The sequence below is a fragment of the Streptomyces asoensis genome (genome assembly GCF_016860545.1).
Classification (GTDB): domain Bacteria; phylum Actinomycetota; class Actinomycetes; order Streptomycetales; family Streptomycetaceae; genus Streptomyces; species Streptomyces asoensis.
Genome location: NZ_BNEB01000005.1, coordinates 1,511,134 through 1,524,686, shown reverse-complemented (window position 1 = coordinate 1,524,686; position 13,553 = coordinate 1,511,134). Strand labels below are relative to the sequence as shown.

The window sequence follows — 13,553 nt, the reverse complement described above, 5'->3', positions numbered from 1 at the left end:
GGAGGGGGAGAACGTGCAGGTCCTGCCGTACGGTTCCTGGCCCTCACCCGTCGACGCCACCCTCGCGGCCTCGCACGACGGGCGCCCCGAGTACGTCGGTTTCGTCGGCGACGAGGTGTGGTGGACCGCGCCCCGGCCCGCCGAACAGGGCCGGCGCACCCTGGTCAGACGGCGCGCGGACGGCACGCAGGAGTCCGTGCTGCCCGCGCCGTGGAACGTCCGCAGCCGGGTCGTCGAGTACGGCGGACACCCGTGGGCCGGTGTCCTGCGCGAGGGCCGGCCCCTCGTGGTGTTCGTGCACTTCACCGACCAGCGGCTGTACCGGTACGAGCAGGGCGTCCCCCCGCGTCCGCTCACCCCCCTCTCCCCGGTGGGCGGCGGACTGCGCTGGGCCGAGCCCCAGGTGTCGCCGGCGGGGGACGAGGTGTGGTGCGTGCTGGAGGAGTTCACGGGCGGGGTGCCGACCGACGTGCGCCGCGTGCTGGCCGCGGTACCGCTGGACGGATCCGCCGCCGACGACCGCGCCGCCGTACGTGAACTCACCGACGACCGCCGCCGGTTCGTCACCGGCGCCCGTCTCTCGCCCGACGGCCGCCGCGCGGCCTGGCTGGCCTGGGACCATCCCCGGATGCCCTGGGACGGCACGGAGGTGATCGTCGCCGACGTCACCGACGACGGGAACCTGAGCGGCGCCCGGGTGGTGGCCGGCGGACCGGGCGAGTCGATCGCGCAGGTCGACTGGGCGCGCCCGCCGCAGGACGCCGGCGCCACTGCGCCGACGGCGGAGGACGGCCTGCTGTACACCAGCGACCGCAGCGGCTGGTGGAACCTGTACCGCGACCACCGCCCGCTGTGCCCCCGCGACGAGGAGTTCGGCGGCGCCCTGTGGAAGCTCGGGCAGCGCTGGTTCGCGCCGCTGGACGGCGGCCTCGTCGCCGTCGTGCACGGCAGGGGCGCCACCGCGCTCGGCGTGCTCGACCCGGAGTCCGCGGAGCTCGTCGACGCGGCCGGACCGTGGACGGAGTTCGCGCCCACCCTCGCGGTGCGGGGCGGCCGCGTCGTCGCCGTCGCGGGCAGCCCGCGCAGCGCCTACGAGGTGGTCGAGCTGGACACCGCGACCGGCCGGGCCCGGGTGATCGGGGCCGCGCACGAGGACGCCGTGGACCCCGCCCACTACCCCGAGCCCCGGATCCGCACCTTCACGGGCCCCGACGGCCGGGACGTCCACGCCCACGTCTACCCGCCCCACCACCCCGGGCACGCCGCCCCGGACCACGAGCTGCCGCCGTACGTCGTGTGGGTGCACGGCGGTCCCACCGATCGCGCCACGCTCGTCCTGGACCTGGAGATCGCCTACTTCACCTCGCGCGGCCTCGGGGTCGCCGTGGTCGACTACGGGGGCTCGACCGGATACGGGCGGGAGTACCGCGAGCGGTTGCGCGAGCAGTGGGGGGTCGTCGACGTGGAGGACTGCGCGGCCGTCGCCCTGGCCCTGGCCGAGGAGGGCACCGCCGACCGCCGGCGGCTGGCCGTGCGCGGCGGCAGCGCGGGCGGCTGGACGGCCGCCGTCTCCCTCACCCGGACGGACGTCTACGCCTGCGCCACGATCCGCTACCCCGTGCTGGACCTGACGGCCTGGGCGACGGGGGAGACCCACGACTTCGAGTCCCGCTACCCGGACGGTCTCGTCGGGCCGCCGGACGACGTGCCGGCCCGCTACGCGCAGCGCTCGCCGATCGAGCACGCGGACCGGATCACCGTCCCGTTCCTGCTGCTCCAGGGGCTGGACGACGTGATCTGCCCGCCCGCCCAGTGCGAGCGGTTCCTGGCCCGGCTGGCGGGGCGGGCGCTGCCGCACGCGTACCTCGCCTTCGAGGGCGAGGGCCACGGCTTCCGGCGGACCGCGACGATGGCGCGGGCGCTGGAGGCCGAGCTGTCGCTGTACGCTCAGGTGTTCGGGCTGTGCCCGCCAGGAATCCCCAGGTTGGAGCTCATGCGGTGAAGGAACTCGTGCGGCCGTCCCGGCTGGCCCCCGGCGCCCGGGTCGCGGTCGTCGCGCCCAGCGGGCCGGTGGCGGAGGAGCGGCTCCAGGCAGGACTGGACCTGCTGCGCGGCTGGGATCTCGACCCGGTGGTGGCGCCCCACGTGCTGGACCGGCACGGCCGGCTGCCGCACCTCGCGGGCACCGACGCCGACCGGGCGGCCGACCTCCAGCGGGCCTGGTGCGATCCGCGCGTCGACGCCGTGCTGTGCGCCCGCGGCGGTTACGGCGCCCAGCGGGTCGTCGACCTGCTCGACTGGGACGCGATGCGGGCTGCCGGACCGAAGGTGTTCGTCGGCTTCAGCGACGCCACCACCCTGCACGAGGCGTTCGCGGTCCGGCTGGGTCTGGTCACGCTCTACGGGCCGGTGGCCGCCGGCATCGACTTCATCAAGAACGCCCGAGCCCAGGAACACCTCAGGGCCACCCTGTTCGCCCCCGAGACCGTGCGGACCCTCGGCGCCGCCCGCCCCGTGCGCCCCGCCCTGGCGTCCGGACGGGCACGCGGTGTCACCCTGGGCGGCTGTCTGACGCTGCTGGCCACCGGCCACGGCACCCCGCACACCCGGTCCGGCGCCCGCGGCGGGCTGCTCCTGCTCGAGGACGTGGGGGAGCAGCCGTACGCCGTCGACCGGGCCCTGACCCAGCTCCTTCGCACCGGATGGCTGGACGGCGTCCACGGTGTCCTGCTCGGCTCGTGGGACCGCTGCGGCTCCTACGAGGCGCTGCGCCCGGTCCTCGTGGACCGGCTCGCCGGCCTCGGCGTGCCCGTCGTCGAGGAGTTCGGCTTCGGGCACTGCGAGGGGGCGCTGACCATGCCCCTGGGCGTGCCCGCCACCCTCGACGCCGACGAGGGCACGCTGACGCTGGACGAGCCGGCCCTGCGCTGACGCCCCGCCGTGCCGGGCGGGCCCGCGGCCTCACCCGGGGGCCGGGCTCACCGTGCGTGAGCGGGCTTCGGGGCTCACCCTGGACCTATGAGCCCGAAGACCTCGAAGGCCTCCGTGAACGGCAGGCGCGGAGCGCTGACGCCAGGCCGGATCGCCGTCCTGGTGCTCGCCGTCCTCGCCCTGATCTTCATCTTCGAGAACACCCGCCCCACCAAGATCCGCCTGCTGATCCCCGAGGTGACGGTGCCGCTGTGGACGGCGCTGCTGGCCATGGGGCTCATCGGCGCCCTGTGCGGCGCCCACTTCGTGTATTTCAGGAAACGGCGCAGGTGACCCGGCCGTAGGCTGTCCCGATGCCGCACACCGCTTCGCGCCATCTCGCCGAGGGCCCCCGCGTGGGGATACGCCACTTCACCTACGAGGACGGGCCGGAGTTCACCGCCCGCGCGTGGGAGAGCCAGGACCTGCACCGTCCGTGGCTGTTCCCGCCCGTGACCGCCGACGCCTACACGGCCTATGCCGGCCGGCTGATCGAGGACCCGTCCAAGGCGGGCTTCCTCGTCTGCACCCTGGAGGACGGAGCCGTCGCCGGATTCGTCAACATCAACAACATCGTCCAGGGCGGCTTCCAGTGCGGCGCGCTGGGCTACGGCGTCTTCGCGCACGCGGCCGGACGGGGGCTGATGCGGGAGGCGCTCGGCCTCGTGGTGGACCATGCCTTCACCGCGATGCGCCTGCACCGGCTGGAGATCAACGCGCAGCCCGGCAACACCGCCTCGATCGCCCTGGCCCGCAGCTGCGGGTTCCGGCTGGAGGGCTTCTCCCCGAAGATGATCCACATCGACGGGGAGTGGCGCGATCACGAGCGGTGGGCGATCACCGCCGAGATGCGGGCTTGAAGTTGATCTTCATGGTGTCGAGGTCCGTGACCGTCGACCGCAGCCCGGTGTGACCGAGCTCCAGCTCGCGCAGGGTCGTCTCGGCGCGCTCCTCGGCGAGCGCGCCCGCCATCTCCTCGCCGTCCGCCGCGTCCGACACCACCACGTACCGCATCGAGAAGTGCTTCAGGGGTGACGGCTCGTAGGTGAGCGTGCCCTCCTCGGTGAACCGCATGCTCGTCAGGCCGTGATCGGCCGCCTCGGCGACCAGACGGGCGCGCGCCTCGTCGGTGAGACCGTCCCACGTACCCCGGACGATCACCCGGTAGGTGTGCTGCTCACTCACTGTCGCTCCTTCAGGCGTGCCGTCGAACGCCCGACTCTACGTCCGCGTCCGCGAGCCCCACCCGGAATTTCGGCGCGGCCCGGCGGTTCAGGACGCGCGGCGGTCCACGTACTCGTACACCGCGCCGTCGGGGTGCCGGGCGATGAGGTTGCGGCCCACCGGCGTCGGCACCGGACCGGCGATGACGTCCGCGCCCAGCGCGGTGAGGGTGCGGTGGGCCTCGTCGACGTCCGCGACCGCGATCGTCGCGGCCACCTTGCGCAGCAGCTCCAGCTCGGCCGGCGGACCGCTCATCAGCAGGAAGCAGCCGACCGCCGCCACCTGTACCCCGCCCCGCTCGAAGCGGAGCGCCCCGGTGCCCGCGAGCCGCTCGTAGAAGGAGACCGAAGCCTCCAGGTCGTCGACACAGACACGCAGCGTGGCTCCCAGAATGTCCATGCGCACGAGCCTAGTTGGGCGGCTGCGACGGGGTGATCCCTTCCCCCGATCCCCGGCTCGGCGCGCCCGTCACCGGAGTTAAGCGTTCATGACAGGGGGTACCCGCCGGTCATGGAGCGCATCGAGCATCTGGAGCATCTGGACAGGCATCTGGTCGACGAACTCGCCCAGGTGGCGCGGGAGACGATCCGCGAGGAGCTGCGCGAGCAGACCCGCAAGCAGCGCCGTACGGCCATGCTGTACGCGGCGTCAGGCGCCGTCGCCCTGTACGCCGGCGCGGCCGTCGCGCTCGCGGTGGGTCTGGCCCTCGACGTCCCCCTGCCCGGCTGGGCCGCCGCCCTGATCACCGCGGCGATCCTCGGAGCCGCCGCCTACCTGCTGCGCGGCGCCGCCAGGCCGCACACGTCGGCCCCCCGACCCACCGGGGCGCAGGCGCACCACGGTGCTCCCGACCGGGTCATCGGCGGCACCGCGCCGGCCGCTCCGCCGAGCGGCACCGGGGTGCCGTACCCGCCGATGCCGCCCGTCGCGCCCGGCGCCCGGCTCCCCGAGCCGGGTGCGGCGCCCCGCGCCGACGACATCGACCCCGAGGGCCCGCACCACCGGTCCTGACGCGCGCACCGCGCGTCCGCCGAGGTGACCTCCCCCCGTCACCCTCGGAATCGCCGACGGCCCCGCGGCACCTGCCGCGGGGCCGCTCGCACGCGGAAGCGGCCGTTCGGGTCGCGCCCCGAGTGCCCGGCGCCCCCGCGGAAAGCCGGCGCACGTTTGGCGGCTGCGGCCCGGGGGACGCGGAAACCCTGGCGGGACGGCCGCAGCAATCCCTTCGGAGGCCCACCGTGAGTCGGTCGTGATCGTCGGAGCCGGATTCGCCGGTTACCGGGCGGCCCGCACCGTCGCGCGCGCCTCCCTGGGCCGGGCCGACGTCACCTTGCTCAACCCGACCCACCAGTTCCTGTACACCGATGAGGGGAACGACGTGAAGGACACGAACGACGTGAAGAAGACGGCCGACGCCTCCGGCGAGCACCACCCTTCCCCGGAGGACGGCTCCCAGTCGATCGACGTGCCGACCCCCGAAGTGGGGCGGGACAGCGGCGGCGAGGACGGCTCCCCCGCGGAACAGTCGTCGCCCGAGGACGGCTCGCAGTCCATCACCGCCCCGACACCGCAGGTGGGGCAGCACAGCTCCGGACCGGCGGCGGCGCGGGGCGAGGGAGACCGTTAGTCCGATGGACGGCGCCGAACTCCCGCAACCCCGACAGCGGTCGCGCGCGGGCGCCCCGTGAGCGGCGGCGACGTCCGCCGGGTACGGGCGGGCCGGCGCACCGTCGAGGTCCACCGGCCGGACAAGGTGCTCTTCCCGGCGGGGGAGCGGAGCGGGGCCTGCTCGAAGGAGGACCTCGTCTCGTACTACCGCGCGGTCGCCCCGCTCATGCTGCCGCACCTGCGCGGCCGCCCCCTGATGCTGGAGCGGCATCCCGACGGCGTCGGCGGACCCCGTTTCATGCAGAAGAACACCCCCGACCACTATCCGGAGTGGATCACCCGGGCCGAGGTGGCGAAGGAGGGCGGCACCGTGTGCCACACGGTCTGCGACGACACGGCCACCCTGGCCTACCTCGCCGACCAGGCCTGCGTCACCCTGCACCGCTGGCTGTCACGGGCCGGCCGGGCCGACCGCCCGGACGTGATGATCTTCGACCTGGACCCGGCCGACGGCTCGGCCTTCGACGCGGTCCGCGAGGCGGCCGGACAACTGGGCGAACTCCTCGACGAGCTGCGGCTGCCCTCGGGACTGATGACGACGGGCTCGCGCGGACTGCACGTGGTCGTCCCCGTCGACGGGGGCGACGACTTCGACACCGTGCGCGCCTTCGCCCGGGACGCCGCCGACCTGCTGGTCACCCGGCATCCCGGCCGGCTGACCACCGCCGCCCGCAAGAAGGACCGCGGCGACCGGCTCTACCTGGACGTGCAGCGCAACGCCTACGCGCAGACCGCCGTCGCCCCCTTCACCGTGCGGGCGCTGCCCGGGGCGCCCGTCGCCACCCCGATCACCTGGGAACAGCTGCGGGACCCGGATCTCGGCCCGCGGCGCTGGACCGTCGCCGACGCCGCCGACCAGGGCCGTACCCGCCCCTGGTCCGGGCTGCCGGGCCGCGGACGCGCGCTGGGACCCGCCCGGCGACGGCTCGACGCACTTCGTCAGGCGTGAAGGTTTGGCCAAGAACTCTCGGGCCACCCGGTAGGAGAGGTGGCCGTGATGGACACAGAAAAAACATCAGAGTCACAAAAATCTCGCAGATCTCATATTTCGCATAAATCAACTAGATCGCACAGATCGAGCAGGCCAGCTGATGCGCGGGACCCGCACGGGTCCCCGGCGGACGAGGAAGGCAAGGACGACGTGGCGGAGAACCGGCCGGGCCCGATGGAGGTGCTGCGGCACGCCCGCACCCAGCTCGCCGAGCTGACCGGGATGACCGCGGAAAGCGTCTCCTCCTTCGAGCAGACGCAGGACGGCTGGTCCCTGGAGATCGAGGTCCTGGAGCTCTCCCGCGTGCCCGACACGATGAGCCTGATGGCGAGCTACCAGGTGGACCTCGACGCGGAGGGCCAGCTCACCGGCTACCGCCGCGTCCGCCGCTACGAGCGCGGGCGGGCCGACGCACATCGGTCCGGCGGCCGCTAGGCCGCCGGCCCGCAGCACTGTCCGATCAACCAATCCGAGACAAGGAGGCGCGGTAGACATGACCGTTGTCCCGGCACAACAGTCCGGCGGTGGGGGTGGCTCGAGCGGCCTCTACGACGTGCTGGAGCTCGTCCTCGACAGGGGTCTGGTCATCGACGCGTTCGTGCGGGTGTCGCTGGTCGGCATCGAGATCCTCAAGATCGACGTACGGGTCGTGGTCGCCAGCGTCGACACGTACCTGCGCTTCGCCGAGGCGTGCAACCGGCTGGACCTGGAGGCGGGGCCGCGCAAGGACCCCGGCCTGCCCGACCTGGTCGGCGAGATCACCGAGTCCGGCGCGCGCGGCAAGTCCAAGGGCGCTCTGTCGGGCGCCGCGGAGACCATATCCGACGCCTTCAAGCAGGCCCGTGACGACGGCTCCGAGGAGCGCCAGACCAGGCCGCGGGCGCGCAAGAGCACCGCTGCGCGCAGGAAGGAGGAGTCGGAGTGAGCACGTACGTGTACGGCATCGTCGCGAGCTCGCACCCGGCCCTGCCCGACGGCCTGGCGGGCGTCGGCGACCCGGCCCTGCCGATCCGCGTCCTGAAGGAGGGCGCGCTGGCGGCCGTCGTCAGCGACGCCCCCGAGGGGCTGCGGCCCAAGCGCCGTGAACTCCTCGCCCACCAGGCCGTGCTCGCCGAGGCGGGCGCCGACGGCTGCGTGCTGCCCATGCGGTTCGGCAGCGTCGCCCCCGACGACAGCTCCGTCACCGGGGTGCTGGCCGAGCGCACCGAGCACTACGAGGAGCGCCTGCGGGCCCTCGAGAACAAGGTCGAGTACAACATCAAGGCCACCCACGTGGAAGAAGCCGTCCTGCATCTGGTGATGGCCGAGAACCCCGAGCTGCGCTCCCTCGCCGAGGCCAACCGGCAGGCGGGCGGCGGCAGCCACGAACAGCGGCTCCAGCTCGGCGAGATGGTGGCCGCCGCGGTCAAGACCAAGGAGGCCGAGGACGCGGCCGACGTGCAGCAGCACCTCGAGTCGCTCGCCGCGGCCACCAGCGTGGGCCCCGAGTCCACGGGCTGGCTGCTCAACGTCTCGTTCCTGGTGGACCGTGACGCCGCGGCCGGCTTCCTGGAGACGGCGGAGGAGGTCCGCAAGGGCCGTCCGCACCTGGAACTGCGGATCAACGGGCCGCTGCCGCCGTACAGCTTCGTCGAACCCGGACCGGCCGGACCGGCGGGATCCACCACGAAGTAGGTGCGTCATGGGACTCATCTCAGAGGTCCTGCTGCTGCCGTTCGCCCCCGTGCGCGGCAGCGGCTGGGTCATCGAACAGGTGGTCAAGGAGGCCGAGCGGATCTACTACGACCCGGGCACGGTCCGGGCCGAACTCGCCCGGCTGGAAGAGCGCCTGGACGCCGGAGAGATCTCGGAGGAGGAGTTCGACCGTGAGGAGGACGCCCTCCTCGACCGGCTGGAGAGCGCGACGCGCAGGAGCGCGGGAACGGACGACGGGTGGACAGGATGAATCGAGTGGGACTGGGCCTCGCGGTGGGGGCCGGGTACGTCCTCGGACGTACCAAGAAGATGAAACTCGCCTTCGCCGTGGGTTCGTTGGTGGCGGGCAAGAAGATGAACCTGACGCCCAAGGGCATCGCCGACCTGCTCTCCCAGCAGCTGCGCGACAACCCGCAGTTCAAGGAGATCGGGGACCAGCTGCGCCAGGACCTGCGCGGGGTCGGCAAGGCCGCCTCCGGTGCGATGGTCGAGCGGCAGATGGAAGCCCTCGCGAACCGGCTGCACGGCCGCACCGCCGAGGTGCGTGACCAGATCGAGGGCGTCGTTCCCGGCCGGGGCGGCAACCGCTCCGACGACGAGGCCGACGACGCCGACGAGGACGAGTACGACGAGCCCCGCGACGCCCGCGGCGACGACGCCGAGGACGCCGACGACACGGACGAGTCCCGCAACGACGCGGACGACGGGGACGACGAGGAGGAGCCGCCGAGGAGGACGGCGGCGAAGAAGGCGCCGGCCAAGCGGGCGGCCAAGAAGGCCCCCGCGAAGAAGGCGCCCGCCAAGAAGGCCGCGGCCCGCGGCACGGCCGCGAAGAAGACCGCCTCGGCGAGGAAGACGGGCGCGAGGACCGCCTCGGGCGCCGCCTCCCGGACGCGGCGCACGAAGGAAGGCGGCGACCGATGACCGACACCCTGGGATCCGCCACCTCCACGGCGGGCAAGGCGGCCGGAGGCAGTCCGCTGTCCGGACTGGCCCACAGCGAGGCCGCCGACCGGCTCAAGGAAGAGGTACAGGAGTACCTCGCCGCCCAGGCCACGCGCCTGCTGACCGGCGTCGGCACGAAGCTCGGCGAGACCACGTCCAAGCTGAACGACATCGCCGAGGGCAACAGCCCCGGCTTCGCCAAGCTCGCCCTCGACGGCGGTAAGAAGATCGCGGAGGGCAAGGGACCCCTCCGCTCCGCCCTGGAACTCGGCGCCTCGCGCGCCAAGGACAAGGTGACCGGCGCCTTCAAGAACATCGGCGGCGGCAAGGGCGGCAAGGGCAAGAAGAGCGCGGGCAAGAAGCCGACCGTCATCATGGAGACGATCGACGTCGGCGTCTCCCTGCGCACCGCCTACGACCAGTGGACGCAGTACCAGGACTTCAGCACCTTCGCCAAGGGGGTCAAGAGCGCCAACCGCGCCGACGACACCACCAGCGACTGGCAGGCGAAGGTCTTCTGGTCCAACCGCAGCTGGAAGGCGAAGACCACCGAACAGATCCCGGACGACCGGATCGCGTGGACGTCGGAGGGCGCCAAGGGCACGACCAAGGGCGTCGTCTCCTTCCACGAGCTCGCCGAGAACCTCACCCGGATCCTGCTGGTCATCGAGTACTACCCGACCGGCCTCTTCGAGAAGACGGGCAACATCTGGCGTGCCCAGGGCCGCCGCGCCCGTCTCGACCTGAAGAACTTCGCCCGCTTCATCACCATCAAGGGAGAGGCGAAGGACAGCTGGCGCGGGGAGATCCGCGACGGCGAGGTCGTCACGTCCCACGAGGACGCGATCGCGGAGGAGGAGGAGAACGAGCGGGACCGGGAGGACGAGGAGAACGGCGGTCCCGAGGAGGGCGACGAGCCGCGGGATGCCGAGGAAGGCGCCCCGGAGGACGATGAGGAGTACGGGGAAGAGGCCCCGTACGCCGAGGACGAGCCCGAGGACGACGAGGAGTACGACGCCGAGGGCGAGCCCGCGGACGAAGGCGGCGGTGAGGCCGCCGAGGACGAGTACGAGGACGAGGAGTACGACGAGGAGGAGCCCGAGGACGAGCAGGCCGAGGCCGAGTACGAGGACGAGGACGAGCCCGAGGAGACGGAGGAGGAGCTCCGGGACGAGGACGCACCCGCCAGAGGCCGGGGCCGGCGATGAGCATGGCGAGCCGGCTTCCGGAGCCGTACGGCCAGGGCGGCGGGTCCAACCTCGCCGACATCCTGGAACGCGTCCTCGACAAGGGCGTCGTCATCGCCGGAGACATCCGGATCAACCTGCTCGACATCGAACTGCTCACCATCAAGCTCCGCCTCATCGTCGCCAGCGTCGACAAGGCCAAGGAGATGGGCATCGACTGGTGGGAGGACGACCCGGCCCTGTCCTCCGGCGCGCGCCGCAACGAGCTCGCGCGGGAGAACGCCGAGCTGCGCGAGCGGCTCGCGCGTCTGGAGGAGCTGGAGCCGGGCCGTGCCCCGAAGGACGTGCGGGAGGAGTCCCCATGAACGGGCTGCGTTACGTGTACGCCGTCTGCCGCCCCCTCGGAGCGCCTCTCCAGGCCGACCTTCCGGGGGTGGCGGGCGATCCGCCCCGGCTGCTCGCTCACCGCGGCCTGGTGGCCGTGGTGAGCCGCGTGCCGGAGCGGGACTTCGCCGAGGAGCCGCTGCGGCGCCATCTGGAGGACCTCGACTGGCTGACGGACACCGCCCGCGCCCATCAGCAGGTGATCGACGCGCTGACGGCCGTCGGCACACCGCTGCCGCTGCGGCTGGCCACCGTGTTCCGCGACGACAGCGGCGTGCGCGTGATGATGGAGGAGCGCGAGGCCGACTTCCGGCGCACCCTGGACCGGCTGGAGGGCCGGGTCGAGTGGGGGGTGAAGGTGTACGTCGAGCCCGAGGCGCAGGAGCCCGCGCCGACCGCGACGAAGCCCGCCTCGGGGCGTGACTACCTGATGCAGCGGCGCCGCAAGGCCCAGGCACACGAGGACACCTGGCAGCGCGCCGAGGGGTTCGCGGGGCGCCTGCACACCACGCTGGCCGCGCGCGCCGACGCCTCCCGGCTCCACCCGCCGCAGAACCCCGCCCTCTCCAAGGCGACAGGACAGAACGTCCTGAACGCCGCCTATCTCGTGCCCCGGGCCGAGTCCGAGGAATTCGTGGAGATCGTGGACCGGACCAAGGACGAGGAACCCGGGATGCGCGTGGAACTCACGGGGCCGTGGGCCGCCTATTCGTTCGTCGAGGCCGCCGGGCGGACCGGGACCCCGGGGGACAGGGCGGCCACGCCGGCCCCCGCGGGCGAGGGGGAGGGCGCATGACCGTGGTGGAGCGCCGTGAGGTGGCCCTCGTCGACCTGCTTGACCGGCTGCTGGCCGGCGGGGTCGTCATCACCGGGGACATCACCCTGCGCATCGCGGACGTCGACCTCGTCCGGATCGACCTCAACGCGCTGATCAGCTCGGTCAACGAACAGGTGCCGTCGCCGTGGGGGGAGCTGCTGTGACGGAACGACGCAACCATCTCGACCTCGAGCCCGACACCGTCGAGCGGGATCTCGTCAAACTCGTCCTGACCGTCGTGGAGTTGCTGCGCCAGCTGATGGAACGGCAGGCGCTGCGCCGCTTCGACACGGGCGATCTCAGCGAGGACCAGGAGGAGCGGATCGGGCTCACCCTGATGCTGCTCGACGACCGTATGACCGAGCTGCGCGAACGCTACGGACTGCGGCCCGAGGACCTCAACCTCGACCTCGGGCCGCTGGGACCGCTGCTTCCCCGGGAATGAGAGCGGGCCGGCTCGACCGGGAACGGAAAACAGGTCGGCCGGCACGTCGTGCGACGTGCCGGCCGACCTGTCGTCTCAGATCACCACCGGTACCAGCGTCCCCTGCCTCCCGAGGCATTCGTGCCGCGGGCCAGGAATCCGATCAGCCAGAGGACCAGAACCGCGAGCGCGATCCACCAGAGCAACTTCACCGCGAATCCGGCGCCGAAGAGAATCAGCACCAGCAGCAGCACCAGCAGGATGGGAACCATGTCGACCTCCTGCTGTGCGGGTTACCGGAATTCCCGCGATCATTCGCCGTTCGTCCACGGACCGGGCCGCGGGCGCCGCGCGGACACGGGGATCAGACGGCTTTGCGGCAGAGGATCTCCCCGTGCAGCACGGCGAACCAGCCGTCCTCGCGGCGCCCCCACTCCCGCCAGGCCTGCGACACGGCGCGCAGCTGCTCCGCCGACGCGTGCCCGCCCTGGGTGGCGCGCTCCGCGTACGCCGAGGCCACCGTGCGCTCGGCCCACAGCCCGCTCCACCAGGCCCGCTCCTCGGCGGTGCCGAAGGTCCAGGTCGCGGAGGTGGCCGTGATGTCGGTGCAGCCCGCCGCCTGCGCCCACGCCTTCAGCCGCCGCCCGGCGTCCGGCTCGCCGCCGTTGGCCCGGGCCACCCGGCGGTACAGCTCCAGCCAGTCGTCCATCCCGGGGGAGGCGGGGTACCAGGTCATCGCCGCGTAGTCCGAGTCGCGGGCCGCGACGAGGCCGCCGGGCCGGGTCACCCGCAGCATCTCGCGCAGTGCCTGCACGGGGTCCCCCACGTGCTGGAGCACCTGGTGGGCGTGGACGACGCAGAACGTGTCGTCGGGGTACGGCAGGGCGTGCACGTCGGCGACCGCGAAGTCGGTGTTGGCCAGACCCCGCCCGGCCGCCGTGGCCCGCGCCTGCTCCAGGATCTCCGGGGCCCGGTCCACCCCGGTGACGTGCCCGTCGGGGACCAGGGCCGCCAGGTCCGCGGTGATGGTGCCCGGTCCGCAGCCGATGTCCAGGATCTTCATGTGCGGCTTCAGCGAACCGAGCAGGTAGGCGGCGGAGTTGGCGGCGGTCCGCCAGGTGTGCGAACGCAGCACCGACTCGTGGTGTCCGTGCGTGTAGACGGCCGTCTCCTGTGCGTGCGGCATGGCTCCACCCCTTCTCGACGTACCGGATCCCCGGTGGTCACACCGTACGCCTCCGATCGGAT

At 72.9% G+C, this 13,553-nt stretch carries 21 protein-coding genes; 17 read left to right on the top strand and 4 right to left on the bottom strand.

Annotated features, from left to right (window positions below; genetic code table 11):
* Positions 1–13: 13 nt before the first annotated feature.
* The 4 genes from Saso_RS29710 (at position 14) to Saso_RS29695 (ending at position 3,830) form a co-directional block, all read left to right on the top strand.
* Entirely contained in the window at positions 14–2,002 is a 1,989-nt protein-coding gene (locus tag Saso_RS29710) for a S9 family peptidase (RefSeq protein ID WP_189925784.1), read from the top strand.
* Complete coding sequence (locus Saso_RS29705) at positions 1,999–2,931, top strand: S66 peptidase family protein (RefSeq protein WP_189925786.1); 933 nt, start codon at positions 1,999–2,001, stop codon at positions 2,929–2,931. The genes Saso_RS29710 and Saso_RS29705 overlap by 4 nt, the downstream gene beginning before the upstream one ends.
* An 87-nt stretch (positions 2,932–3,018) precedes the next feature.
* Positions 3,019–3,264, top strand: coding sequence for a LapA family protein (locus tag Saso_RS29700; RefSeq protein WP_189925788.1), 246 nt, complete (start codon positions 3,019–3,021; stop codon positions 3,262–3,264).
* Positions 3,265–3,284: 20 nt separating this feature from the next.
* On the top strand, positions 3,285–3,830 hold the full coding sequence (locus Saso_RS29695; RefSeq protein WP_189925790.1) for a GNAT family N-acetyltransferase: 546 nt from the start codon (positions 3,285–3,287) through the stop codon (positions 3,828–3,830).
* Here Saso_RS29695 and Saso_RS29690 read toward each other — a convergent pair.
* Together Saso_RS29690 and Saso_RS29685 are read right to left on the bottom strand one after the other, a co-directional pair.
* Positions 3,808–4,155 carry a DUF6204 family protein gene (locus Saso_RS29690; RefSeq protein ID WP_189925791.1) on the bottom strand — a complete coding sequence of 116 codons (348 nt, stop codon included), beginning with the start codon at positions 4,153–4,155 and terminating at the stop codon, positions 3,808–3,810. The genes Saso_RS29695 and Saso_RS29690 overlap by 23 nt on opposite strands.
* 87 nt (positions 4,156–4,242) lie before the next feature.
* Complete coding sequence (locus Saso_RS29685; protein ID WP_189925792.1) at positions 4,243–4,593, bottom strand: VOC family protein; 351 nt, start codon at positions 4,591–4,593, stop codon at positions 4,243–4,245.
* Positions 4,594–4,704: 111 nt separating this feature from the next.
* On the opposite strand from Saso_RS29685, the gene Saso_RS29680 reads away from it, so the two are divergent.
* The 13 genes from Saso_RS29680 to Saso_RS29620 all read left to right on the top strand — a co-directional run bounded on the left by Saso_RS29680 (position 4,705) and on the right by Saso_RS29620 (position 12,326).
* On the top strand, positions 4,705–5,205 hold the full coding sequence (locus Saso_RS29680) for a phage holin family protein (protein WP_189925793.1): 501 nt from the start codon (positions 4,705–4,707) through the stop codon (positions 5,203–5,205).
* A gap of 238 nt (positions 5,206–5,443) precedes the next feature.
* Positions 5,444–5,821: an NAD(P)/FAD-dependent oxidoreductase gene (locus Saso_RS39160; protein ID WP_189925794.1), complete on the top strand. Its 378-nt coding sequence runs from the start codon at positions 5,444–5,446 to the stop codon at positions 5,819–5,821.
* 57 nt (positions 5,822–5,878) lie between these two features.
* On the top strand, positions 5,879–6,811 hold the full coding sequence (gene ligD / locus Saso_RS29670) for a non-homologous end-joining DNA ligase (protein WP_189925795.1): 933 nt from the start codon (positions 5,879–5,881) through the stop codon (positions 6,809–6,811).
* 45 nt (positions 6,812–6,856) lie between these two features.
* The gene (locus Saso_RS29665) at positions 6,857–7,288 is read left to right on the top strand and encodes a gas vesicle protein GvpO (RefSeq protein ID WP_229901448.1); all 432 of its coding nucleotides are present in this window, start codon (positions 6,857–6,859) and stop codon (positions 7,286–7,288) included.
* Positions 7,289–7,346: 58 nt separating this feature from the next.
* On the top strand, positions 7,347–7,778 hold the full coding sequence (locus Saso_RS29660; protein ID WP_189925796.1) for a gas vesicle structural protein GvpA: 432 nt from the start codon (positions 7,347–7,349) through the stop codon (positions 7,776–7,778).
* Complete coding sequence (locus Saso_RS29655; RefSeq protein ID WP_189925797.1) at positions 7,775–8,527, top strand: GvpL/GvpF family gas vesicle protein; 753 nt, start codon at positions 7,775–7,777, stop codon at positions 8,525–8,527. The genes Saso_RS29660 and Saso_RS29655 overlap by 4 nt, the downstream gene beginning before the upstream one ends.
* A 7-nt stretch (positions 8,528–8,534) precedes the next feature.
* Complete coding sequence (locus tag Saso_RS29650) at positions 8,535–8,798, top strand: gas vesicle protein GvpG (protein ID WP_189925799.1); 264 nt, start codon at positions 8,535–8,537, stop codon at positions 8,796–8,798.
* Positions 8,795–9,472: a DNA primase gene (locus tag Saso_RS29645; protein WP_189925801.1), complete on the top strand. Its 678-nt coding sequence runs from the start codon at positions 8,795–8,797 to the stop codon at positions 9,470–9,472. Before Saso_RS29650 ends, Saso_RS29645 begins: the two co-directional genes overlap by 4 nt.
* Positions 9,469–10,701, top strand: a complete 1,233-nt coding sequence (locus Saso_RS29640) for an SRPBCC family protein (protein WP_189925803.1) — start codon at positions 9,469–9,471, stop codon at positions 10,699–10,701. Before Saso_RS29645 ends, Saso_RS29640 begins: the two co-directional genes overlap by 4 nt.
* Positions 10,698–11,045 carry a gas vesicle protein gene (locus Saso_RS29635; RefSeq protein WP_189925805.1) on the top strand — a complete coding sequence of 116 codons (348 nt, stop codon included), beginning with the start codon at positions 10,698–10,700 and terminating at the stop codon, positions 11,043–11,045. Before Saso_RS29640 ends, Saso_RS29635 begins: the two co-directional genes overlap by 4 nt.
* Positions 11,042–11,860: a GvpL/GvpF family gas vesicle protein gene (locus Saso_RS29630; protein WP_189925806.1), complete on the top strand. Its 819-nt coding sequence runs from the start codon at positions 11,042–11,044 to the stop codon at positions 11,858–11,860. Before Saso_RS29635 ends, Saso_RS29630 begins: the two co-directional genes overlap by 4 nt.
* Complete coding sequence (locus Saso_RS29625) at positions 11,857–12,045, top strand: gas vesicle protein (protein WP_189925808.1); 189 nt, start codon at positions 11,857–11,859, stop codon at positions 12,043–12,045. Before Saso_RS29630 ends, Saso_RS29625 begins: the two co-directional genes overlap by 4 nt.
* On the top strand, positions 12,042–12,326 hold the full coding sequence (locus Saso_RS29620) for a gas vesicle protein K (RefSeq protein ID WP_189925810.1): 285 nt from the start codon (positions 12,042–12,044) through the stop codon (positions 12,324–12,326). The genes Saso_RS29625 and Saso_RS29620 overlap by 4 nt, the downstream gene beginning before the upstream one ends.
* Positions 12,327–12,406: 80 nt before the next feature.
* Here the strand turns inward: Saso_RS29620 and Saso_RS29615 are convergent, their stop codons facing one another.
* Both Saso_RS29615 and Saso_RS29610 read right to left on the bottom strand, forming a co-directional pair.
* Complete coding sequence (locus Saso_RS29615) at positions 12,407–12,577, bottom strand: hydrophobic protein (protein ID WP_189925812.1); 171 nt, start codon at positions 12,575–12,577, stop codon at positions 12,407–12,409.
* Positions 12,578–12,669: 92 nt separating this feature from the next.
* Positions 12,670–13,491 (bottom strand): methyltransferase domain-containing protein, encoded by an 822-nt coding sequence (locus tag Saso_RS29610; protein WP_189925813.1) that lies wholly within the window; start codon positions 13,489–13,491, stop codon positions 12,670–12,672.
* Between the last annotated feature and the right edge of the window lie 62 nt (positions 13,492–13,553).